This window comes from Exiguobacterium sp. s121 (genome assembly GCF_018617245.1).
Classification (GTDB): Bacteria; Bacillota; Bacilli; order Exiguobacteriales; family Exiguobacteriaceae; genus Exiguobacterium; species Exiguobacterium profundum.
In genome coordinates, this window is record NZ_JACSJV010000004.1 from 85,259 (window position 1) to 108,625 (window position 23,367).

The following is a 23,367-nucleotide window of genomic DNA, read 5'->3' on the forward strand; positions in this document are numbered from 1 at the left end:
ATCCCGCCTCTTTTCTTAACTTCGAATATTAACTTGAGTTTTCGGACTTAATGGAACTAAAATATTCGAATAGGTTCTAAAGACCCTGTTATAAAAGTCTTCAACTTTCGGAGCTTTCATTCCAATAACCAAAGCATATGGAATGGGTTTAGGGTTTTTTAAAGCTTGTCCTTCTGCTCTATGATGATAGTAGATATCAAATGCGGGATCTACTAAGGTAGATGCACGAAATTTTCTAGTAGCTTTTAAACATGGCTCCCATTTATGCCCATCTTCTCTTAATTCTAGTTCCGCTAAACCAAATATACCTTTTCGATTAAAAAATGACTTAGTCTCTGCGTGCTCGGAAAACACACCATTTTTGTTTAGCTTACGCTTATCTGAATTTGGTCTAAAGGCAATTTCCAGTCCTGCTTTAGTATAGTTGTTGGGATAGCTTGGGTCTATTTCCGGTGAAATAACTAAACTGGCAGTTATTGAAACCATTCCTTTTAGTTTTCCATTCGGCATAGGTATTCGAGCTCTTAAATGCTCGCCTATCGGTAACTCACCTTGATAAATCACAATTGCTTCATCGCTGCCACACGTAATGATTTTCATTAAGTCTGTTTCAAATCTTCCCCATCCTACATCTTCAATTTTATGGATATTCTGATTCCTATGTGCTTTGTGAATAAATAGAGCTCGGTTTGCTATAGGGCTTAAGCTAATACCCAATTGATTTCTCACATTAATCGCAGACCTTAACAGTGAGGGGGCTGCGAAACTAGTTCCTGTAGTCCCAAGTAACAAAGGCTCCTCCCCAGGACCTAAAACTCCAAATGCTTTTTTCAAACTACCACCGAACACTACACCATCCGGCTTTATAATACCTGGACATCTTCCTGGTCCTATACTACTATATGGAGCTCTCTCCCATAATAATTCATCAGTGTCACAAGAACCGACGGTGAGAACATTGACGGCGTCTGAAGGAGGCTGAATCCTATTTGACCCAGAATTAACGTCAGTTTCTCCAGAGTTACCTGCTGCTACTGTAACAAAACTTTCATTACCTACTAATCTTATATCAAGACTAGCAGTCCAACTATTTATTTCATCATCCTCAACAGGAATATCTGGTCCTAGACTTAGGTTAATAAAATCATATGGCTTTCCAATATTTTTAGCCTCATCAATTACTGAAGTTATTCTGTCTAAAACATCATACATATCAAAGTCATTGTTTACCCCGGAATTCTCGTCTAGAACTCTAATATGATCAATTTTAAACATCGGTTCCAATATAGCTTCCTGTGACAATTCTAAAGAACCAAAAAGTAGAGCTGAAGTCACACTAAGACCATGTTCTAAATACTTTTGATTTTCCGCTCCTATTCCATCAGGCTCAATCAAATTTACCCATTTCAATAACGGAGAGTTTTTAGGGATTCCCCCATCGAACACTGCTATTTTTAATTCTTCCTCAACATCTTTTTTCTCTGAGAGTCGAATTTCGCTTTGAAGTTCCTCTTTTTCTATATCGGGCGTTAAAGTTCTAAGTTGAGGCATGGATCTAAGAACACGTACATATGTAAATTGTGCAAGTTGATTTGCAATTTTAATATTAGTATAGACAGGAACAAATGTAAGATTACCGACCCTCCGGATTTTTTCAGAAATAATGTCGGCATTATTCATCTTTGAATACTCTTTGAAATCTTCCAAAACTTTTGTATTAGAACCTTCATGTAATACGAACTCAAATAAAATTTGATTCGCTTTTTCAGTTAATATTATTTGCTTAAGCTTAATCTTGTCTTCGACTGTAAATGCTTTAATCTCTTCCAAATGAGTTATCTCAAAACCACTTTTAGAGTCCTCTGACCAAGAACTCATACTCTGTGCCCACTTTTGAAAGTTCTCTCTTGTACCAACTACAAATATTTCATCCGTTATAGCAGCTTCAGGGTGCTTCTCAATCCCCCATGATCTTGGTTTAACTTTTTTGGAGCGCCCTCCTACAGCACGAATCCCTACTGATTCGAACAAATTTTTTGGGAAATCACTTTTAGATGTATAACGAGGGTGCATTGTTATAACGGCACTTACTTCCCCACTAGGACTAGCTTCAATGGGAATTTTTTCAAATTCCTTTACTGCTTCAGTTAACCATTCTTTAACTTGCTCTTTAGCTTCTCCCCATTCATAAGGGGGATTCTTTTCGCCACCATTTTTTTTAACCTTTACTCCTTCCGTTAGTCTTTCACCATTACCTAATAAAAAGTTGTTGTAATTTTTCATGGCTTCTCCTTAGTACATTGAAGTTAACTTATTTTGTGTACTTTCTTATTGTCTCTCTCGATAATCCTACTATTTCAGAAGCACGTTTTTGAGAATAACCCATTTCTAAAAGCTTAAAGCTAACTTTTATTTTTTTATCTTTATTTTCAATTAAACACTTTTCGGAAATAATATTTTCAAAAATCTTAACAATATCTACCTCATCAAGTATACTTTCTTTTCTTGCACTATTAATTTCTTTAGTAACATCAGAATAAGACAATCCTTCTAATAAGAAAGATAATAATTCGACAAAATTTCCCTTATTTTCGAATGGGTTATTTTCTAATAATCCATTTATAGTATATATCAAATCATCTTTCCTTGGTTTAGGGAAATGGATTATTTTATCAAATCTTCTCCAAACTGCAGGATCTAGTAATTCTGGATGATTAGTTGCAGCTAGAAGCAACCTTGAGGATGGCCAATCATCAATCTCTTGGAGTAATACGGTTACAAGTCTCTTTAATTCACCTACTTCTGAATCATCTCCCCTTTTTTTGGCAATCGAATCAAATTCATCAAGTAATAGAATACAATCATTTTTCTTAGCATATTCTATAACTGCCCTAATATTATTTCCGGTTTTACCCAAATAACTACTCATTATAGCAGCTAAATTCAGAGTTATTAGTGGTTTACCTAAAGTAGTTGAAATCCATTTGGCCGCTAATGTTTTCCCTACTCCTGGTTCTCCTACAAATAAAGATGAACGAATTGGAAGTAATTCATTTTTCATTAATTTTGTCTCAAAGTTTCTTTCTTTTATGATTTTCTTTAATTCATTATCAACTTCTTTAGGCCAGGATATATTTTTTTCGTTCTCCATAAAATTTTTCTTTACCAACTCTAATTTACTGTCTAAATCGATAGGTAAAGGGGCTTCAATATTTTTCCTAAAAACATTTGATCTATTTTGGTAAGTTGTTAATATTCTGTTTAGTTGATCTGCAAAAATCGGGTCGCTTTCTTTAAAGTGCTTAATGCTTTTTTTTATTAAAGTTATTGAATCATGCTTTCTTTCTTCTACTGCCAATTTAGCTAAATTGATGTAAAAATCATTAATACTATTCAATTTCCCACCCCTATTTTGTTTATAAAAGTTTTTATACAAAAAAACGCTTATAATTTTTCATAGATTGTCTATTGAGATTAAAAACTAAAATTTTTTCAAAAAGACTCACTATCTCGATACTACAATAACTGACATTAAAACTAAATTACCTATTAAAAAACTGTTCCCTAATCACGAGATGAATCTCATAATCAAGAAACAGTAAATTAATACACTAATTTCAAAAAATAGAAATATTTATCTTTTTAATTTAATATATATATATATATATATATATCTAAAAATCGTATAAAAACCTTCTTACATCATGCCGCCCATTCCACCCATGCCGCCCATGTCAGGCATTGCAGGAGCGTCTTTTTCTGGCTTGTCTGCGATGACGGCCTCTGTTGTGAGGAACATCGCTGAGACAGATGCTGCGTTTTGGAGTGCTGAACGCGTCACTTTCGCTGGGTCGACGATACCATGTGCGATCATGTCGACATATTCGCCAGTTGCCGCGTTGTACCCGACACCGACTGACTCGTTCTTAAGTTTCTCGACGATGACCGAACCTTCTTCACCCGCGTTTTCCGCGATTTGACGGACCGGTGCTTCGAGTGCACGAAGGACAAGTTTGACACCAGTCGCTTCATCCGCTGTCACTTCTACAAGCAACGCACGAACGGCTGGGATGACGTTGATGAGTGATGTACCACCACCCGCCACGATTCCTTCTTCAACGGCCGCACGTGTCGCGTTGAGTGCGTCTTCGATGCGGAGTTTACGCTCTTTAAGCTCAGTTTCCGTAGCTGCACCGACTTTGACGACGGCTACGCCACCTGCGAGTTTCGCGAGACGCTCTTGGAGTTTTTCACGGTCGAAGTCAGACGTTGTTTCTTCGATTTGGTTACGGATCGTTTGAACGCGTGCTTTGATCGTTTCTTCGTTCCCGGCACCTTCGACGACAGTCGTTGTGTCTTTTGTGACGACGACTTTCGATGCACGACCGAGCATGTCGAGTGATGCCGATTTAAGGTCGAGACCTAGGTCTTCTGTGATGACTTGACCACCTGTGAGTGTCGCGAGGTCTTCGAGCATCGCTTTACGACGGTCACCAAACCCTGGTGCTTTAACGGCTACCGCGTTGAACGTACCACGGAGTTTGTTCAAGACGAGTGTCGCGAGTGCATCGCCTTCGATATCTTCAGCGACGATCAAGATCGGCTTCCCTTGTTGCACGACTTGCTCGAGCACTGGGATGATTTCTTGAATGTTTGAGATCTTCTTGTCTGTGATCAAGATGTAAGGGTTGTCGAGTGACGCTTCCATCTTGTCAGAGTCTGAGATCATATATGGTGATAAGTATCCACGGTCGAACTGCATCCCTTCAACGACGTCGAGTTCTGTCGTGAAGCCGCGTGATTCTTCGATTGTGATGACACCGTCGTTACCGACGCGCTCCATCGCTTCTGCGATCAATTCGCCGACTTCTTCGTCCGCTGCCGAGATGGCCGCAACTTGTGCGATCGCTTCTTTTGACTCGATTGGTTTCGAGATGGCTTTCAACTCTTCAAGCGCACGTGTGACCGCTTTGTCGATCCCTTTACGAAGGATCATCGGGTTCGCGCCCGCTGTGACGTTCTTGAGCCCTTCACGAATCATCGCTTGTGCGAGGACTGTCGCTGTTGTCGTACCGTCCCCTGCGACTTCGTTCGTCTTCGACGCGACTTCAGCAACGAGTTTCGCGCCCATGTTTTCGAAGCGGTCTTCGAGTTCGATTTCTTTCGCGATTGTCACACCATCGTTCGTGATGAGTGGTGAACCGAATTTTTTCTCGAGGACGACGTTACGTCCTTTTGGTCCAATTGTTACTTTGACTGCGTCAGCGAGTGCGTCGACGCCGCGAAGCATCGCGTGACGTGCATCTTCTGAGAATTTGATATCTTTTGCCATCGTTCATTTCCCCCTAAAAAAGTTTTTGAATAATGGTGCTTAGCCTACGATTGCGAGAATATCGCTCTCGCGAACGATTAAGTACTCTTTTCCATCATGCTTCACTTCGGTACCTGCGTACTTCGAGTAGATGACCAAATCATTTTCTTTCACGTCGAGATCGATGCGCTTGCCTTCGTCCGTCACGCGGCCTGTACCGACTGCGACGACTTTCCCTTGTTGCGGCTTTTCTTTCGCCGTATCAGGAAGCACGATGCCCCCGATCGTCTTTTCTTCTTTCTCCACGACTTCGATGATGACACGATCGCCTAGTGGTTTTAACATGGAAAAACCCTCCTCCGAATATGAATGATGTAATGTGTATCGTAAGGTTTTAGCACTCAGTTAAAAGGAGTGCTAACATTGATAAGTGTAGTATGAGCCGATTAAAAAATCAAGTGGGGAACATTAAAAAATGCTCTTACTCGCGGTCAAGAGAACTTATTTGTTACAATGAGAAAAAGGTAGGTTCACTCTTATATTAAGGACGTGTTGAATTGGCTACACTAAACTCAAACCAATCGATAAATACCCGTTTTTCGATGGCGCCTAACATTCGTCTCCGGCACCTCACCCCGATTTTACTATATGCGTTCGTCCAGCTATTCCCGCTCGTCCTCAGCGAAGTACGACCGGAATGGCTAACAGAAACGTTCGTCGGGCTCTGGCTCGCCATCGGATTCGGTGTGACGATTGTTCTGTCAATCTTGCTCATCTGGCCAGACTTGAAACAATACAAAGCCCAAGGTATCCAGTCGAACTTGAACGACACGGTCAAATGGATCGGGCTCGGGATTTTGATGCAATACGGGCTCGTCATCGTGGCGAACTTGATTGAGACGGCCATCTCGGGCGAACTTGTCGAATCGATGAACACACAAAACATCGCTGATATGGTGGAAGTTATTCCACTCATGATTTTGCCGGTCGTCTTGCTCGGACCGATCATCGAAGAGATTCTTTTCCGTCATATTTTGTTCGGGAACTTGAACGCACGCTTTGGGTTCTGGATTGCCTTTGGTGTCAGTTCGATTTTATTCGCACTCATCCACCAAGATAATCGATTCCTCGTGTATATCGCGATGAGTTTCGCGTTCTCTTACGCGTATGCGAAGACAAGACGATTGATCGTTCCGATCGCCATCCACGCGTTTAACAACGCGCTCGTGATGCTCGTACTATTTTTAATGTAGAAATGAGGTGGCAGTTATGCCGCGACAATTAAAAGTGATGATGCTCTTCAGTCTATCGTTTGGTGTGTTGTTCACCGTCCTCGCGTACTTCTCGGTACAAGAGTACGGTTTCAGCTTCTGGACGTACTTTATCATCGCCGTCGCCGCTTACGACTTTTTCAAAGTATATCAAATCTTGGCACTCGCCCGAAAAGTCAAAAAAGAAGGCACGGACAAATCCGCATAATGAAACCCCGAGTCTTATGAGCTCGGGGTTTTTCTTATGGTTGTAACTTTCGATTGATCCTGTATCTCTTCTTGATAGACACTTCGAATGAGAAGTCCGCGCAGACCGAACAATACACCTAATGCAACATAAATGGTATCAATCAATGAGAGTTGTGGTTTATCTAAGAAGAAATTAATGACCACGCCAATGACCAGCAAACCGTAAATCGTGATGTTCATGAGTGTCGCATCGACTTGTCTCATGATTCTTTTGCTCACCTTTTCCTCAAGCTTTTCAATTTCTTCGTGTCGATAGCCATAGATGGTGAACCCTAGCCCCGTGAGTGACAAGGCGACGAATTCACCATCCCATAGCGCAAACAAAAACAGTCCTACAAAAAAAATCATAAACCCAATTAGTAACTTCTTACGCACAATATCTCTCCTTATGATGGAATCCATAGTTTCGCAAAATCAAAATAGCCGAACAAGTCGACACAGACGTCCTTCAGCTCGACCGGGAACGGAATGGTTCGCTCCTCGTTATAGAGCGGGATGAAGTACGACTTCTCTTTCAACTCGCGCTCGATCTCCCGGTGCAGCGACAACCAGTCTTCAAACGGCAGGTCATCATATTGTCCGATCCGTTCCGCCATCCCCTCGATATAAGGGAACACTTTATGTGGGGGCGAGTACTCGTTCGTCATGAACTGTTCAAACCCGAGCGTGATGTTCCGCTCGAACACTTCTCCGTGAACCACCAAATCAACGTATTCATAATACGTCTTGTCATGAATCGAATCTTTAAAGCTGATGGGCACGAACTCATAAGCAATGCCGTGACGCGTCAACATCTCGGCAATCCAGTCGGTCGTATCGTTCGTGAAGTCCGTCTGTTTGATGCGAATCGGTCGGTCGAACGAGACAGGTGTTCCTTTTGGAATGCGATACGTCTCGCTCATCGAACCGAGAAACCCTCGGTCGTTCGGCGTTCTCCGTTCATTCAACGTCCCAATCTCCGGTCGAATCTCCGCAATCAAGCGATGCATATAATGCCGCGCCTCTTCATTCGCGAACACACTATTCGGATGACTGTTCAAGATGACAAGCCCGAACCCAGACGGTGTCGAGATGTGTCCAGTTTCTTTGGAATCCCTTGATGAGATCCGATACGTCGGATCGTATCCGTCCGGCACTTTGATGAACTCGACCCGGTCCAGGAGTGCCCGCACCCCGAAATAATTCTCGAAGGCGAGGAGGACCGTCTTCTCCTTGTCATGGCGATCCAATTGAAACGGCCCAGTCCCGACACTTCCTTTGGCGATACTCGTATGGATCATCGACAGTTTCGGGATGTACGAATTCCGTCGCCGGTCGAGCGTGACGTCGACGCGATACGTGCCGTTCGATGCGATATGCCGGACGTGCCGATACATATAGCGATACGCATCTGACTGAACGAGCATGCGCAGACTCTTCGTCACATCTTTACTCGTCATGAGCGACCCGTCATGGAAACGGACCCCTTTCCGAAGAAACAAGACGAGCGTACTCCCCTGCCATTCATAGTGATGCGCAAGTTCCCCCGTGACCTCCCCGGACGCGTCAATCATGAACAGACGATTGAAGACGTTCTGGACGAGGTGGGCACTGTGGATGTCAGCCGCCTCGAGCGGATGTGTCGTCAAAAAGTGACGGCGTCGCGGGATGATGAGTGCATCGCTCGACGTTTGGACGTAACCGAACTTCTTCTCGAGCTGGCGCATGAACCGTCCTGCCTGCGCAGGCGACCAGTCCCACTCCAGTTGATTCGTCACTGCCTCGACCGACTCTTTCTCCATGCGGTCAAGCAACTGTTTTGCCAAATCACGCTCGACGTGTCGTAGCCATTCGAGACGCGTCAAATTTCCCCGTCCGCGTCCACTCGTATACGTGAGCCACCCTTCTTCTTGCCACCGTGCCAAATGACGCTTCGTCTGTTTCGGGCTTAAATGAATGGCTTCCGCCATATCGGAAATCGTGTACGCCCCATCCCGACACTCTTTCCACAATCGAAATAAATATGCATCCACGTCACATCCCCCCTTAAAAGTGGACATCATTTCCCCATGTCGTCCATTTTTCAAATCTGTTGTCTTGTTTATCATACAGGTACAGAATGGAAGGTGACAAGATGAAATGGAAAGATATACCTAAACCAATAAAAGTTCGACTCGTGACATCATTTTTTAACCGTTCGGTCTCATTCGCCATCATGCCGTTCATGGCACTTCTCTTTGTCAAAGCGTTCAACGAATGGATAGCGGGAGTCTTCTTGATCTCGCTCGTCTGTCTCGGATACGTGATCGGGTTAATCGGGGGATACCTCGCCGATAAGTTTTCAAGAAAGCGACTTCTCGTGTTGACGGCCAGCCTCACGGCATCGATGTTTCTCGTCATGACGCTCAGTCTTCAGTTCGACCAGATGATCGTCTTTATGATCGCCTATACGATTTTCACGGTCACGAATAACCTCGGGCGGCCTGCGATGAGTGCCATCATCATCGACGCGACAACACCTGAGAACCGAAAAGCCGTTTATGCGCTCGATTACTGGTTGATCAACCTCTCAATCACGATCGGGACGGCACTCGGGGGCTGGCTCTATGTCAGCAACCAACTGTTACTGTTTTGGATTTTGACGTTCACGTCGAGCATGTTGCCGATCGCGTACGCCATCTTCCTCGAGGACACGAAACGGACGTGGACCTCTCAAAAGCTTCGCCTCGTCTTCGTCGACGTGTTCCAAAGTTATCAAATCGCCTGGCGTGACCGCCCGTTCGTCAAAGTCGTCTTCGGCTCGATGTGTATCCTCGCTGCCGAGTTCTCAATGGGCAGTTATGTCGCGGTCCGGCTCGCCGATTCATTCGAACCGCTCTCGATTGAATCATGGACAATCAACGGGGTGCGGATGATGAGTCTCATTCAAATCGAGAACACGCTCATCGTCGTCGTGTTGACATTCTTCATTCAACGTCTCGCCTCACGTTTCTCAAACAAGCATACGCTACTCGGCGGACTCGCGTTGTACACGATCGGGTACGCCGTCATCACGAGCGCGAACTCGATGATGCTCCTCCTCGGTTTCATGCTCATCGCAACGTTCGGCGAATTGTTGTACTCGCCCGTATTGAATACGGAGAAGGCGAACATGATGCCAGAAGACCGACGTGGTGCGTACTCGGCGTTTGCCGGAACGTCGTTCGCCGGCGCCGACTTCTTATCACGCTCGACGATTTTAATCGGGTCGCTCCTCACCCCGTTCATGATGAGCGTCTACATCGGACTGTTGGTCAGCTTCGGTTGCTTCCTCGTCTATAGCGGAATTTATGTAAAAGAAAAGCTCGTTTTACGACGAGCGGCTTCCTAAATAAAACCCATCCTTTCTCAGCGAAGGGATGGGTTTTATTCGAGCTGTTGTTGGTGCATCGCATAGATCAAGGTCAACGCCCGGATGCAGAAGATTGTCGAGAAGCCATAAATGCTCAGTTCGAGCAACGAAACAGAAGGATATTGTAGGCCAAGGGAGACCACATAGCCTACCAAACAAAGCAAGACGACGAATGTGATCGTCCACTCATCCGACTTCCGCTTCATCTTCTCGGCTAACCCCTTCTCTTCTTTTTCTACACGCTCCCGTTGCCAAAAGTAAAAGAAAACTGCATACATCGCAAACGAGATTCTCGGCACGTCGCCTAAGAGTAAATCAAAAATGATGAGACTTAAAAATAAGTATGTCCCTAATTGATAACCGCTCTTCATTTGAAGTCGCGAACGCAGTGGTCTGTTCGTCATAATCCAATCACAGCTACGGTCAACCCACCGTAGACGAACCCGAGCACGATGGCACTGATGGCCATGCGCTTATATTGTGGATATTGATAAAGGGCAATCGCCCCACCAACGACGTGAACGAAGGCGACGATGAACGTCAAAATCGGAAAAAGCATAAAAGAACCTCTTTTCTTTTTAGGAAATCATGGAAACAAATCCATTTTCCGATATACTTGAGTGCGAACTCATTATAACAATTATGGATAAGGAGTTGGAGTCCTATGTATGATTCGCGTATGGATTTGACGACAGAAGAAATGTTACTCGTGAACAGCGAAGTCGAAAAACGAAAACGTAGCTTGCTCGTCGCCTACTTGCTTTGGTTTTTCCTCGGTGCATTTGGTGCGCACCGTTTCTATTTCAAAAAAATCGGTTCAGGAATCGCCATGGTCCTACTCGTCGTCTTGACGCTCGGTCTCGGTGCATTCATCACAGGCATTTGGGCACTCGTCGATGCGTTCCTCATGCCAGGTTGGCAACAACGGGAAGTCGAGCAGATTGAGCGCGAGACGATTGAGCTGCTTCAAACACGCTCTGATCGCTATACAGGTTTTTAATCAAAAAAGACGATTGAGGCATATCGCCCCGATCGTCTTTTAATTTTCTGTTAAGTAGAAGGCGAAGTCCCGTGATTTTCTCTCTTTCACCGCATTATGAATCCAGAGCCACGCCAACCCTTCCAACTCACGAGCAAGCTTCAGCCCATGGAGCGGATGCGTATCGAAGCCGATCTTGTTCGATAGTTCGACGACAAGCCGCACCGCTTCCTCATCTTCACCCGCGACGAACATGACGGAGCCATCCGGATCGCCTAAATTCTCGACCCCTGTCTGATTGAACGCCTTCACAACTTTCGTATCAGGAATGAGTCGCTGCAAATACTCCGCACCCGACACCCCGTCCGGTCGCTCGACTTCGTTAAATTCGATGGCGATTGGATTCGTCACATCAATCAATACTTTCCCATCCAGTCCGTCGAGTGTCGGTAACAGGTCGACTGCGGCCGCGAACGGCGTACAGAGCAATAGGACATCGCTTGTCGAGGCGACCTCTTGTAGCGTCAATGTCCCTTCCCGCTCCGTCCGTGTCCCGTACAGCACCTCATAGCCTGCTCGTTCGAACTGCTCCCCGAGCGTACGTCCCACTTTCCCGGCACCTAAGATCCCGAGTTTCATGTCTCACAGCTCCTCGTCTGTCCGCGTGACTGTCCCTCCGAACTCTTCTGCAAGCCCGTCTAAAATCGATGGATCGAATTCATCCCCGATGGCCATGACACCCGTCTGACCCGGTTCGATGTTACCGACCGTCCGTTTGAACGTGTCTTGGATGCCTTGTAAATGTTTTACGTCTTTCGTGCCGCCGATGAGACCACCTGTTAGTGTCCCGAACAGGATACCGAACGGACCTCCGAGGATTCCAACCGCCATCCCGATGAGCGCACCTTTCGTCGACTTATTGACCGGTGCGAGCTGCGCCGCATCCTCGAACGAGAACGCCCCGTTCTCTTCGCGCTTGATGACGACCAATTGTTCAAAACCGACGAGCCCATCCGAATGGTACTTTTTCAGCTTACTGAACGCCTGATACGAGATTGATTCTTCTGGGAACGTGAACGTGACGATGTGATACGGTTGTTTTTCCTTTTTAGCCATGAAAAATTCCTCCTTTAGGTAGAAAACATGACACGCACTTACCCTACTCTTTTTCCCTGCTTTTCCGTAAAAAAACCTAGTCCGCAGACTAGGTTCAGGTCGGTCGTTTTTCATTCAACTCGTAGTGCGAATATGGTACACAGAGCGGTGTCCCGTATAGCGGATCCTCGGTCACCACGACTTTGAGACCAAATACATCTTTCATGAACGTCTCATCGACGACATCGTTCGGACTGCCTTCACGATACACGTTACCGCCAGCTAATGCGATAACATGATCGGCATAGCGACAGGCCAAGTGAAGGTCGTGAAGTACCATGATGATTGTCTTTCCTTCCAATCGGTTCAATCGGTACATCAAATCCAAAATCTCGATTTGGTGCGACATGTCCAAGTATGTCGTCGGTTCATCGAGCAAAATCGTCTCCGACTCTTGAGCGAGTGCCAACGCGATCCATACCCGTTGCTTTTGTCCTCCGGAAAGGTTGCTGACGAGCGTGTCACGGAGCGATACCGTATCGGTGAAGGCGAGTGCCCGCTCGACGGCCCGTTCATCGTCTTCCGAATATCGTTTGAAGAACGTCTGGTACGGATAACGCCCGAATCTTACGAGCTGTTCGACGGTCAGTCCATCCGGTGCCACGTTCACTTGTGGCATGAATGCCATAAGTCGAGCCGCCTCTTTCGCTCGATACGAATCGAGCGGTTTGTTCCGAAATGCGATCTCCCCGCCTAGTGCATCTCGCTGTCTCGCAAGCGTCGAGAGGAGCGTCGACTTCCCGCAGCCGTTCGCGCCGAGAAGGACGGTGATTTTCCCATGTGGGATGGAGAACGATAATTGTTCGAGCACCGTCTTCTGTTCATATCCGATGGTTACGTGTTTCAAATCAAATGTGTTCATCTCATGCTTCCTTTCATCATCCGTCGAAGTAAGTAGAAGAAATACGGTGCTCCGATGACGGCTGTCATCACGCCGGTCCGTAGTTCATACGGATAAAAAATCGTCCGAGCGAGTACGTCCGCCAACACGACAATCGTCGCCCCGACAAGTAGCGTCGCCCAGATGTAAGGGAGCTTCAACCCTTGTCGGGCGATATGAGGTGCCATCAACCCGACAAACCCGATTGCACCGACAAAGGCGACACCGATGCCGGCGAGTAAACAGGAAAGCAACAACGTCCCACGCTGAATCCCGCGTACCGGTACGCCGATGCTCGTCGCTGTCGCTTCACTGATATGGAGCGGACGAACATGACGTTCAATCAAGAAGGCTGCCAGTAAAAAGAGAAGGACGAACGGAATCATGATCTTCAATTGATTCCACGTCGCGGCGTAGACGGTACCGGTGAGCCATTGTTGGATATCGTTCTTTCGGTAGACGTTCGAGGCGAGCATCATGAACTGAACGATTCCTTGCGAGAAGATGCTGATTCCGATCCCGACAAGTGCAAGCCGGACAGGTGGGACTCCACGTTTCAACAAATAGAAGAGGAACATCCCGACAACAATTGCCCCAAGGAACGAAGCGATGGGGATATAGGCGAGCGGCACTGACAGCTGATTCGTTCGCTCATCGGAGAAAACCGTGAAGAACGTGGCCGTCGCAACCCCTGCGCCACCGACAATCCCAAAAATCTCCGGGGATGCCAATTCGTTTTTGATTGTCAGTTGTAACAAGTGACCACTGACAGCGAGACTCGCGCCGGCGGTGATTGCCATCAACACACGTGGCATCCGAAACTCGAAGACGACGAGTTGCTCGAATGCATCCCCTGCTCCAATGAACAAGGCAGCGAGTGAGGCGGGACTGAGGAATGTGTCACCGATGGCGAGCCCGAAATAAATCGACACGAGCAATCCGACGACAAGTAGAAGCGCCAACTCGATTTCACGCTTTCGGAGCGTGAACGAGACAGGACCTTTTCGAAAGCGATATGTTTTCATGATTTAAAGACTCCTTGTCTGACACTGACGAGATAGATGAAGAATGCCCCACCGATGACGGCGAGTACGACCCCAACGGTCACTTCGCGTGGGAACAGGATAACGCGTCCCAGAATATCCGCCGCAAGCAATAGGACGCTACCGATGAGAGCACTTCCGGCGAGACGAGCGAAAAATGCCGTCCCGAACAGATATTTCGCCAAATGCGGAGCGAGCAGACCGACAAATGCGATTGGTCCTGCAAGTGCCACCCCGAATGCGGAGAGCACGACGGCGAGCGTCACGGCGACGAACTTGATGATGCCGACATTTTGTCCGAGTGAACGGGCGACCTGGTCTCCGAGCGATAACGTCTCTAACTCTTTACTGAGCAAGAGAACGAGAATGACCGCCCCCGCCATCCATGGCAACAACGTCTCGACGAGCGTGAGCGATCGTCCGGCGACCGACCCGGTCAGCCAGAACAGCACCTCATCGAGCGCGCCTTCCTCATACGCGATGATCGACTGGGTGAAGGAACTGAATAGAGCGGCAAGCGACGCCCCGGCAAGCGTCATATACATGACGTTCCCTCCGTTCGCACTCAGTAGATAGACAATCACGCCGGCAATAAACGCTCCGATGAGCGAGGCTGTCGTGAACGAGGCGATACTACTGAACCCAAAAAGCGTCACGAGCACGATGGCCAGACTCGCTCCGGCGTTTACCGCCAAAATATCAGGAGATGCGAGCGGGTTGCGGGTCACGAGTTGAAAAATGAGCCCGGCGAGACCTAGGACACTACCGACGAGTAGCGCGACGACCGTCCGTGGGATACGGTTGTCGGCTAAGGCAATCATCGCTTGAGATCCCCCGTCCGCTTGGAACGTCATCACATCTTCATGACTGACCGCAATCACACCGACGCGCAAGGAGATATAACTTAGAATAGGTAAACAGATGATCAAGAAAAGTAATTTGATCCAAGGTTTTTTCATGTCCTCACTTCTTTCCTTTCCTACCATAGCAAATATTGCGTTCCATAAAAAGGGGTTGACAGTGAGAATCATTATCACTTATAGTCAGGAAGGAAAATCACCTACATAGAGGAGAATTGTAATGAAAAAATGGATGCTCGCGTTACTTACGCTTTGCTTAACCGTCGTCCTCGCTGCTTGCGGCGGGTCTGACGATACAGAGAACGATACAAGTTCAGAAACAGCGACTCGCTCGATTGAGCACGCGATGGGAACGGCGGACGTACCTGAAAACCCGGAACGCGTCGTCGTCTTGACGAACGAAGGGACAGAGGCCCTTCTCGCCCTCGGCGTCAAACCAGTCGGAGCCGTCAAATCTTGGAACGGTGACCCGTGGTACCCGCACATCGAGTCTGAGATGACAGACGTCACGGAAGTCGGGACAGAAAGTGAAGTCAACTTAGAGGCCATCGCGAAACTCAAGCCAGATCTCATCATTGGGACGAAACTTCGTCAAGAGAACATTTACGACAAATTGAACGCAATCGCACCGACGGTCATGTCAGAGACTTTGAAAGGTGATTGGCAAGAAAACTTCGCCCTTTATGCGAACGCACTCAACCTAGAAGAGGAAGGCAATCAAGCGTTGGCCGACTACGAACAGCACGTCGAAGATACGAAAGCAGAACTCGGAGACGCCGTGAATAAAGAACTCTCGGTCGTCCGCTTCCTTCCTGGCGAGTCACGCATCTACTTCAATGACAGCTTCTCCGGCGTCATCCTTAACGATGTCGGCATCAAACGTCCAGCGTCACAAGATAAAGCGGAATTCGCTGAGCCAGTCGCGATGGAACGAATCCCAGAGATGGCGGGCGACCACATCGTCTACTTCACATATGGTGGAGCAGACGGGTCGAAGACAGCCGAAGAATGGCAATCGAATCAGTTGTGGAAAGACCTCGATGCTGTCAAAGCAGGGGAAGTGACAGAAGTCAGTGATGACATTTGGAACACGTCTGGTGGCGTCTTGTCTGCCAACCAAGTGCTCGATGAACTCGTCGACATTCTAAAATAAATCAAAAGCGCGCCAATTGAATTGGTGCGCTTTTTCAACACTCATATGGTAAAATTTACATATCAACTCATAAGGAGCTTTACTATGCAACGTACACTTCGAAAGTCGGCGACGGACCGCTCTATTGCCGGAGTATGCGGTGGGATCGCTGAATACGTCAATATCTCATCACTCGGTATTCGGCTACTATTCGTCTTTTTGCCGGCTAACTTTCTCATCTACATCCTTCTTGCCAATTTGATGAAAGATGAACCACGCTATCTATAAAAAACGCAGAAGCCATGAGCTTCCGCGTTTTTTGTTAAGCATTCACTTTGTCTTTCATCGCTTCAAGCGCTCCGCTGTTCAGGAAGTGCCATGGCTTGTTGTAGTGTGGTTGGAAGAAGAAGTCGACATAGGCGAGCTCTTCGATCGTCATCTCGTTTTGGATGGCTAGCGAGAGCGTGTTGACCGCTTGCGTCAAATCTGCTTTCGATAACACTTGTCCACCGACAATACGATGTGTCCCTTTTTCATAGACGAGTTTGAATTCGACTTTCTCTGCGGTCGGCATAAACTCCGGACGATACGCGTCCTCGATGACGACACTCTCCACTTCGAGTCCGAAGAGTGCTGCCGCTTCTTCCGTCAAACCAGACGACGCGATATTCCAGTCATAGAGTCGAAGTCCTGACGTTCCTTGTGTCCCTTGGTAACGGACGCGTGGTTGCATCATGTTCTCCGCGACGAGCGTCCCCATGCGGACAGCGTTCGTCGCCAGTGGGATATAGGCGTGTGTACGCGCCGGGTTGTAGTAGACGGCACAGCTGTCCCCTGCCGCAAAGATATCCGGGTTGCTCGTACGCATATATTCATCGACGATGATGGCACCATTCCCGAGCATATCGACCTGTCCTTCTAAGAGTCCCGTGTTCGGACGGAATCCGACACAGAGAATGACGAGATCCGCTTCGAATTCACCTTTGTCTGTTACGACATGTGTGACATTTCCGCTCGTTCCACGGAATGCCTCGACCGTCTGACCGAGTTCGAGGTCGATTCCGCGACTTGTCATATCCGCTTCCAATTGATCCGTGAACGACTTGTCGAGATACTTGTTCAAGATGCGGTCGGCACTATCGATAAACGTGACATGTTTTCCGTATGCTTCGAACGCTTCGACGAGCTCGACTCCGATATAACCCGCCCCGATGACGGCAATCTTCGTCGCGTCTGTCGCCCGCTCGATGATGCGTTGGGCGTGCGCGTAGTTTTTACAGAGCTCGATTCCATTCATTTCGATCCCCGGGAGCGTCGGGACGATCGGCCATGAACCCGTCGTGACGATCAAGCGGTCATACGTGTCATGCACGTCTTCACCGGTCTCAAGATTTTTAGCGTGGACCGTCTTCGCTTCGGAGTCGATCGACAAGACGTCATGTTTCATGCGCATCGTCGCACCGAGTTCTTCAAGTTCACGTGGTGACGAGTAGAATAACTCTTCCGCACGTTGGACGACACCACCAACGTGGAGCGCAATCCCACACGAGAGGAAGCTAACGTTATCGTTCCGCTCGTAAACGGTGATATCGAGATTGTCGTGCTTGGCGAGTAATCCTTTGACTGCTGCTGTTCCTGCGTGTGTACATCCGATGACTGCGATTTTCATATGAGTCGTCTCTCCTTTTATGTTAAACAATACGTTTCGTTTTATATTGTGATAAACATCACATTTACTTCTTGACCTTAGTGTACTATTTCACAATATAAGATTCAATGACTTTGCTCACTATTTCACGTAAAAGTGTCTAAAGTTTGAACAGAAAAAATCCGCTCATTCTCATGACCGGACTCGCCGCTTTTTCAATAGATGATAGATTATTACAAATAGATGCACGATCAAACCGAAGACGTTCATAGCGAGCCCAACGACCGCCCACCACAATGCTCCCCATCCGTATCCAAATGCCAGATTGCCAATCACAAGTACATAGCCACTTACAACTAGGAATGTACCGATCAGGAGTAACACGGACCGTCTTCTTTTCTGCCGCATCACGTGATAGATGGATAGCACTATCCCTAGTGTCAATCCAAGAAACAACAACATCAAAAAGGTCAAATCACTCATTCTCTTTACTCCTCCTGTTTCAAACGAAAAATAGTGAACGTCAAGTAGACAAGGAGACTTCCACCGTATAGGAGCAAACCGTATACGAACCACCCCATTCCATCAAATCCTCTTATGTATCCCACTCCGACGAGCATCATACAAAAACCAATGACCATACTCACAAACGAAATCGTGAGAACCTTATCCGTTTTTGACAGGAACAGATGTCTTCCAATCCCTATGGATATCCCTGCAAAGATCAACATCATGATCGTCTCAGAACCGTACCATTGCCACCACATGACCCACACCTCAAATCCCTCTTTTTCCCATATTAACATGAGTGAAGGGCTCACAGGTATGTTGAAAGCAAAAAGACCATCCGCTCATGCGAATGGTCCGAGTACTCATCGAACGGTGAAGGTTTTCGTTACGCTTCGACCTTTCGGTGTCACGAGACGAAGCGTGAGCTGCGTCCCTTTTCGTTGCGGTGAAAAACTGAGAATCGTCGAAGTCGTTTTTACTTCTTTCTCTGCGAGAACGGTCGTCCCACGCATCAGCGTGAGTGTACCGTAAGCCACGTTTGACGTCGCACGCAATGTCTTTGACGCACTTGAAGGAATGGTCGATGACAATGTCGGAGCCGGTCCGACCGTCACGGTCTTTTTCTGAATGTGACGATACGTCCCTTGCTGACTCGTCAACGTCACGACACTTCCAACCGGTTGTCGACTGAATCGTAGCGTCACACGGCCTGTACTGCTTGCCGTTCCGCTGGCAATTGTCTTCGTACCGCTCTTTAGTGTCACCGTACTGTTCGGTAGTACATACCCGACCCATAACGACTTTTCGTCGTTGATGGATAGCGTAGACAGCGAGGTCTTCGGCAATTCCACTATGACTTCACGGGATTTTGACCCGACAGAGGCACGGACACGAATCGTGTCACCCGGTTTCGCCGGGATGGTGTACCGTGTCGTTGATAACCGTTTTGGTGAAACGGCCACACCATTTACGTAAAAACGAACCGGGGCCACACTTGTCTTTTTAATCGAGAGTGTCGCCTGTGTCTTCGTCATCATGACGTCCGTGACACTCAAAACAGGTGTGAACGCGCGAACCGTCTTCGTCAATTCGTAAGTGGCATCGCGATACGTGCGTTTGACACGAATCACATCGCCTTCGCGTAATGGCGTATCGAACGTATAAGGCATCGAACTCGTCTTTGTCACAAGGATGTCATTCCGATAAACTTCATATGCTTCATTTGTGCTAGACGTTACATCAATCGATTTATCGTACATCAATGGTGTCCGCGTCCAAGTGAAGGTAGGTGCATCATACGTCGCCTTCACTTCCGCAAGACGGAACTGTGAGGCAGGTGCCTCCTGTAACTTATAGTATATTTTTGTCCCAACACCAAACCACATGTGAGAAAACGATTTGATTTGGAGCATCCCATCCTCATTTACTTGCTCACTCCAGGCTTCATAACCGCGTTCGCTACGGGCAACGATGTCAACAGTAGCCTGTGGCGTGGTCTGTAATGTCACGCCTGATTTTACAGAGTTCGTTACAAGCTTGATGTCGTTCGGTGAAGTATCTTCACTTTCTTTTACCGTCACCAATTCAATTGGATCGGCATATACACTTGATGGGCTTCCGATTTTTACGGTCACACGCGATCCTGGTGCGAACCAGCGCGTCGGTTGCCAAGTGAAGCGTCCCGTTTCGTCTGACTGAACCGTTTTCGACTGATAGTTGACCAATGAATCTAGTGAGTCAGTGTACTGAGAGGTGCTTTTCGTCACACTGACGAATACTGGGGTGTTCGGTGCCGTTGTTCCTGTGATGGGCCCTAAAACACCTGTTGGCGGATCGAGTGTGAGCGGAACATAGTTAGATGCTGCAAAGTCTTCTGTTCGTTCTAACCCGTTCCATCCAAATTCAAAAGAATATCCGCCATTCGTGTTCATCGTCAACTTACCTTGTTCCCAGACAAACGGTTTCTTCTCAGAATATCGATACTTTGCCGACAATTCTGTCCCACTGACAGGAATGGATGTTCCATCAATCAGTTTAGCGGTTCCGTTCACTTGATAGGATTGGTTCACTTCATATCGTGTCGTCGTTTTCGGTACATCGATCAACAGTTGTCGTGGCGCTTTCCAAAATGACTCCGGCGTATACCCTGCCGTCACATCATGGGATAGCACATACCAATCTCCTCTTAGATTGACAAACGTGTCATCCACCGATGATTCTTTCCATTCTCCAGTGGCAACATTGTAACTCACGTAATACGTATCAAACACTTTCCGCATCGTGAAGTAGTAAATCCCGTCTTTCCACAGGAGATTCGTGACAGATTCCGCCTCTTTTTCAATCCAACGTTTCGTGGTCAAATCAAAAATCCGGAGATGTGAGTCGGTGGACATCTTGACCACTAATTGATTCGCTTCTTCGATATATTGGGCAGATCGTACCTTGTCCGTATATGTTCCAAGCGTTTCAAGCGTTTCTCCCGTGATGGCTCGTTTCGTGATTTCACCGTTTGCGAAGACTAGGACCGTGCCGTCAGCAAGAAGGTTGTACGATTCGTATATACTTTCCGTATTAAACGTTCCGAGAATCTCACCCGTCAATGAAGTGACAGAATACGTCGTATGTCCTTTCCAAAGAATCATTTCTAAATCCTGATTCACAGCATGAAGATAATCGAGACCACTACTCGAATCGTTCGGGAATGACGTCATCGCATCGGTAATCGGATCCCAAATGAGGACCTCGCCATATGCATCTAAAATGACGCGACCGTCTCCGAGTCCAACGATATTATGTTCAACCGACACGCGGACGGGAAGTGTATACACTTCTCCTGTGCGCATATGCACAATCGTCTCTGGGTCGCCCGACCGCCATACATATTCACTGTTTGATACAACACTTCCCGTTGGCAAAACGTCCGGTTTTGCCGCTCCTTCTGCAAGGGCATCCATTTTTGGTCCAATCAACAATATGAGTACGACGAGCGTACTCCATAACCACTTGTTCATCTGCTTCCTCATTTCTGTTTATGTATACATAAGTTTTCAAAAAACATCCATTTTTGTTGAATTCCTTCTAATTTTAAGATGTTTTCTCAAAAATGCATAGCCCTAATATTCAAAAAAAGCACCGCGTCATAATTTGACGCAGTGCTCACTTTTCATTCATCTGTTTCATTAAATCCATCTGTTCTTGCACCATCGCCTCTTTTTCCCGGCGCAGCACCCCTTTGTAGGTGATACGTGAAATCGATAAACTGATTTCATATAGGAAGAAGAGTGGTAACGACACCATGAGGTGCGACGTCAAATCCGGCGGTGTGATGAACGCCGCGATCACGAATAGGGCGAAGTATGCGTACTTTCGAATCTTTGATAAGAAGTACGGGGTCACGACACCGATTCGGGTCAAGAACATCATGACGACCGGTAGTTGGAACAATAGACCGAACGGAATTGTCAGCTGCAACAAGAACGTGAAGTAATTGTTGGCCCCGATGATTTGTTCGAGTCCGAGGTCTTGCCCGAGGTCCGTCGAGATATCGAGGACGAGCGGGAACAACCAGTAGTAGGCGAACGCAAGGCCAATCAAGAACAGTCCGAAGATGATCGGGATATAGGCAAGCGTGCCTTTCCGCTCATTCGGATGCAGACCGGGTGCGACAAACGCCCACACTTGATACAGTAGGAATGGGCTCGCCGCAATCAGGCCGATGATGAGCGCCAAGTTCAAGTAAATCATGAGCGGGTCCGCGACCCCAAAGGCGTTCAGTTCGAGCCCGCGTTCGACGAGGTCTTTTTGCAAATACGCGAGTACATATTTGACACTCGGCAAAGCCATCAAAAAGAAGGCAAAGACGACAAATGCAGATAGCATCAGTCGTCTCCGCAGCTCTGTCAAGTGATCGGTGAGTTCCCGCTCTTGATCAGGTTGATGATTCATGGCTTACTGCTCTTTCTTTTCGATAGCTTTCTTGTCGTTCTCGTCGTGCTCGTTCATCATGCCGTTCGTTGCATTTTTGAACTCACGAAGCGTTTGTCCGGCCGCGCGACCAAACTCCGGCAATTTCTTCGGTCCGAAGATGATAAGCGCGATGATGGCGATGATGAATAGACTCGCCCCACCCGGAATCCCGACGACGAGTGATGATGCTAGTAATTCCATTATTGATGGACCCCCTCAGCGGTTGGATAGTGTTGCATAAAGTAAATGAGTGACTGCAGCTCAATCGACAAATCGATATGATGGACGCGAACCGTATCCGGTACAGTGAGTCGTGCCGGTGTGAAGTTCAAGATGCCCTTGATGCCGAAACGCACCAAGTCGTCTGCGACGGACTGCGCATAAGCAGAAGGTACTGTCAAAATAGCGACGTCGATCTTGTTTTGCTTCATGATTTGTTCCATCTCATCGACGTGATGAATTGGGACGCCTGACATCGTCGTGCCGACTTTTGTCTCGTCTGCGTCGAACCCGACGACGATATGTGTGTTATTGTTTTTAAGGAAGTTATAGTTGACGAATGCCGTCCCAAGGTGACCGACTCCGACCAAGGCGACATTCGTAATCTCGTCTTGATTCAGTGTCTTTCGGAAAAAGTCTAACAGATACTGCACGTTATAGCCATATCCCTTTTTACCGAGCGCACCGAAGTACGAGAAATCACGGCGAATCGTAGCCGAATCGACCTTGACCGCCTCACTCAGTTCTGCTGAAGAGACACGTTGTTTCCCTGAAGCATGCAGGCTTTGAATAAATCGATAGTATAGTGGCAACCGTTTGGCTGTCGCTTGTGGAATCTTTGGTTCGTTTTGACTCAACGGAAAGAGCCTCCTTTTTACGACACGTTACAAACGAATCTGAATTTCATACACCTTGATTGTAAACGAATTCACATGACCACTCAACGAATATACCTAAAATCGCTGAAAAATACAGTATACTAAATAGAGAGAA

26 protein-coding genes are annotated in these 23,367 nt (G+C 47.1%); 6 read left to right on the top strand and 20 right to left on the bottom strand.

Going from position 1 to position 23,367, the window contains the following annotated elements; genetic code table 11:
- Window positions 1–15: 15 nt before the first annotated feature.
- The 4 genes from KOG47_RS13710 to groES form a co-directional block, all read right to left on the bottom strand.
- Window positions 16–2,283 carry a S8 family peptidase gene (locus KOG47_RS13710; RefSeq protein ID WP_215244413.1) on the bottom strand — a complete coding sequence of 756 codons (2,268 nt, stop codon included), beginning with the start codon at window positions 2,281–2,283 and terminating at the stop codon, window positions 16–18.
- A 28-nt stretch (window positions 2,284–2,311) separates the two neighbouring features.
- The gene (locus KOG47_RS13715; RefSeq protein ID WP_215244414.1) at window positions 2,312–3,397 is read right to left on the bottom strand and encodes an AAA family ATPase; all 1,086 of its coding nucleotides are present in this window, start codon (window positions 3,395–3,397) and stop codon (window positions 2,312–2,314) included.
- 300 nt (window positions 3,398–3,697) lie between these two features.
- Window positions 3,698–5,332, bottom strand: a complete 1,635-nt coding sequence (groL, locus tag KOG47_RS13720; RefSeq protein WP_215244415.1) for a chaperonin GroEL — start codon at window positions 5,330–5,332, stop codon at window positions 3,698–3,700.
- Window positions 5,333–5,371: 39 nt separating this feature from the next.
- Window positions 5,372–5,656, bottom strand: a complete 285-nt coding sequence (gene groES / locus KOG47_RS13725; protein ID WP_015880602.1) for a co-chaperone GroES — start codon at window positions 5,654–5,656, stop codon at window positions 5,372–5,374.
- 212 nt (window positions 5,657–5,868) lie between these two features.
- On the opposite strand from groES, the gene KOG47_RS13730 reads away from it, so the two are divergent.
- Window positions 5,869–6,564 carry a CPBP family intramembrane glutamic endopeptidase gene (locus tag KOG47_RS13730; RefSeq protein WP_078146181.1) on the top strand — a complete coding sequence of 232 codons (696 nt, stop codon included), beginning with the start codon at window positions 5,869–5,871 and terminating at the stop codon, window positions 6,562–6,564.
- A 16-nt stretch (window positions 6,565–6,580) separates the two neighbouring features.
- Window positions 6,581–6,790, top strand: coding sequence for a YdiK family protein (locus tag KOG47_RS13735; protein ID WP_015880600.1), 210 nt, complete (start codon window positions 6,581–6,583; stop codon window positions 6,788–6,790).
- A gap of 14 nt (window positions 6,791–6,804) precedes the next feature.
- Here the strand turns inward: KOG47_RS13735 and KOG47_RS13740 are convergent, their stop codons facing one another.
- Both KOG47_RS13740 and KOG47_RS13745 read right to left on the bottom strand, forming a co-directional pair.
- Window positions 6,805–7,206 carry a hypothetical protein gene (locus KOG47_RS13740; RefSeq protein WP_215244416.1) on the bottom strand — a complete coding sequence of 134 codons (402 nt, stop codon included), beginning with the start codon at window positions 7,204–7,206 and terminating at the stop codon, window positions 6,805–6,807.
- 11 nt (window positions 7,207–7,217) lie between these two features.
- Window positions 7,218–8,843, bottom strand: a complete 1,626-nt coding sequence (locus KOG47_RS13745) for an ABC transporter substrate-binding protein (RefSeq protein WP_215244417.1) — start codon at window positions 8,841–8,843, stop codon at window positions 7,218–7,220.
- Between the two features lie 101 nt (window positions 8,844–8,944).
- Between KOG47_RS13745 and KOG47_RS13750 the strand changes: the two genes are divergently transcribed.
- The gene (locus tag KOG47_RS13750) at window positions 8,945–10,180 is read left to right on the top strand and encodes an MDR family MFS transporter (RefSeq protein ID WP_215244418.1); all 1,236 of its coding nucleotides are present in this window, start codon (window positions 8,945–8,947) and stop codon (window positions 10,178–10,180) included.
- Window positions 10,181–10,215: 35 nt separating this feature from the next.
- On the opposite strand, the gene KOG47_RS13755 is transcribed toward KOG47_RS13750, so the two are convergent.
- Together KOG47_RS13755 and KOG47_RS13760 are read right to left on the bottom strand one after the other, a co-directional pair.
- Complete coding sequence (locus tag KOG47_RS13755) at window positions 10,216–10,605, bottom strand: hypothetical protein (protein ID WP_215244419.1); 390 nt, start codon at window positions 10,603–10,605, stop codon at window positions 10,216–10,218.
- The gene (locus KOG47_RS13760) at window positions 10,602–10,760 is read right to left on the bottom strand and encodes a hypothetical protein (RefSeq protein ID WP_015880595.1); all 159 of its coding nucleotides are present in this window, start codon (window positions 10,758–10,760) and stop codon (window positions 10,602–10,604) included. Before KOG47_RS13760 ends, KOG47_RS13755 begins: the two co-directional genes overlap by 4 nt.
- 105 nt (window positions 10,761–10,865) lie before the next feature.
- On the opposite strand from KOG47_RS13760, the gene KOG47_RS13765 reads away from it, so the two are divergent.
- Window positions 10,866–11,201, top strand: a complete 336-nt coding sequence (locus KOG47_RS13765) for a TM2 domain-containing protein (protein WP_074032574.1) — start codon at window positions 10,866–10,868, stop codon at window positions 11,199–11,201.
- A gap of 39 nt (window positions 11,202–11,240) precedes the next feature.
- Here KOG47_RS13765 and KOG47_RS13770 read toward each other — a convergent pair whose 3' ends face one another.
- The 5 genes from KOG47_RS13770 to KOG47_RS13790 all read right to left on the bottom strand — a co-directional run bounded on the left by KOG47_RS13770 (window position 11,241) and on the right by KOG47_RS13790 (window position 15,217).
- Window positions 11,241–11,819 (bottom strand): NADPH-dependent F420 reductase, encoded by a 579-nt coding sequence (locus KOG47_RS13770; protein WP_214691569.1) that lies wholly within the window; start codon window positions 11,817–11,819, stop codon window positions 11,241–11,243.
- A gap of 3 nt (window positions 11,820–11,822) precedes the next feature.
- Window positions 11,823–12,296 (bottom strand): hypothetical protein, encoded by a 474-nt coding sequence (locus KOG47_RS13775; RefSeq protein WP_015880592.1) that lies wholly within the window; start codon window positions 12,294–12,296, stop codon window positions 11,823–11,825.
- 94 nt (window positions 12,297–12,390) lie between these two features.
- Window positions 12,391–13,197 (bottom strand): ABC transporter ATP-binding protein, encoded by an 807-nt coding sequence (locus KOG47_RS13780; protein ID WP_215244420.1) that lies wholly within the window; start codon window positions 13,195–13,197, stop codon window positions 12,391–12,393.
- The gene (locus tag KOG47_RS13785) at window positions 13,194–14,240 is read right to left on the bottom strand and encodes a FecCD family ABC transporter permease (RefSeq protein WP_031424511.1); all 1,047 of its coding nucleotides are present in this window, start codon (window positions 14,238–14,240) and stop codon (window positions 13,194–13,196) included. Before KOG47_RS13785 ends, KOG47_RS13780 begins: the two co-directional genes overlap by 4 nt.
- Window positions 14,237–15,217, bottom strand: coding sequence for a FecCD family ABC transporter permease (locus KOG47_RS13790; protein ID WP_215244421.1), 981 nt, complete (start codon window positions 15,215–15,217; stop codon window positions 14,237–14,239). Before KOG47_RS13790 ends, KOG47_RS13785 begins: the two co-directional genes overlap by 4 nt.
- Window positions 15,218–15,338: 121 nt before the next feature.
- On the opposite strand from KOG47_RS13790, the gene KOG47_RS13795 reads away from it, so the two are divergent.
- Window positions 15,339–16,271 (top strand): ABC transporter substrate-binding protein, encoded by a 933-nt coding sequence (locus KOG47_RS13795; protein ID WP_074034815.1) that lies wholly within the window; start codon window positions 15,339–15,341, stop codon window positions 16,269–16,271.
- Window positions 16,272–16,355: 84 nt separating this feature from the next.
- Window positions 16,356–16,538, top strand: a complete 183-nt coding sequence (locus KOG47_RS13800; protein WP_031424507.1) for a PspC domain-containing protein — start codon at window positions 16,356–16,358, stop codon at window positions 16,536–16,538.
- 34 nt (window positions 16,539–16,572) lie between these two features.
- Here the strand turns inward: KOG47_RS13800 and KOG47_RS13805 are convergent, their stop codons facing one another.
- From KOG47_RS13805 to KOG47_RS13835, 7 genes are all read right to left on the bottom strand, one after another.
- Window positions 16,573–17,919, bottom strand: a complete 1,347-nt coding sequence (locus KOG47_RS13805; RefSeq protein WP_031424506.1) for an FAD-dependent oxidoreductase — start codon at window positions 17,917–17,919, stop codon at window positions 16,573–16,575.
- 171 nt (window positions 17,920–18,090) lie between these two features.
- Window positions 18,091–18,381 (bottom strand): hypothetical protein, encoded by a 291-nt coding sequence (locus KOG47_RS13810; protein ID WP_215244422.1) that lies wholly within the window; start codon window positions 18,379–18,381, stop codon window positions 18,091–18,093.
- A 5-nt stretch (window positions 18,382–18,386) separates the two neighbouring features.
- Complete coding sequence (locus KOG47_RS13815; protein WP_214691574.1) at window positions 18,387–18,665, bottom strand: hypothetical protein; 279 nt, start codon at window positions 18,663–18,665, stop codon at window positions 18,387–18,389.
- A gap of 105 nt (window positions 18,666–18,770) precedes the next feature.
- Window positions 18,771–21,419, bottom strand: coding sequence for a hypothetical protein (locus tag KOG47_RS13820; protein WP_215244423.1), 2,649 nt, complete (start codon window positions 21,417–21,419; stop codon window positions 18,771–18,773).
- Window positions 21,420–21,564: 145 nt separating this feature from the next.
- Window positions 21,565–22,353 carry a twin-arginine translocase subunit TatC gene (gene tatC, locus KOG47_RS13825; protein WP_031424497.1) on the bottom strand — a complete coding sequence of 263 codons (789 nt, stop codon included), beginning with the start codon at window positions 22,351–22,353 and terminating at the stop codon, window positions 21,565–21,567.
- 3 nt (window positions 22,354–22,356) lie between these two features.
- The gene (gene tatA, locus KOG47_RS13830; protein WP_034770678.1) at window positions 22,357–22,575 is read right to left on the bottom strand and encodes a twin-arginine translocase TatA/TatE family subunit; all 219 of its coding nucleotides are present in this window, start codon (window positions 22,573–22,575) and stop codon (window positions 22,357–22,359) included.
- Entirely contained in the window at window positions 22,575–23,231 is a 657-nt protein-coding gene (locus KOG47_RS13835) for a redox-sensing transcriptional repressor Rex (protein ID WP_015880579.1), read from the bottom strand. Before KOG47_RS13835 ends, tatA begins: the two co-directional genes overlap by 1 nt.
- Window positions 23,232–23,367 lie beyond the last annotated feature (136 nt).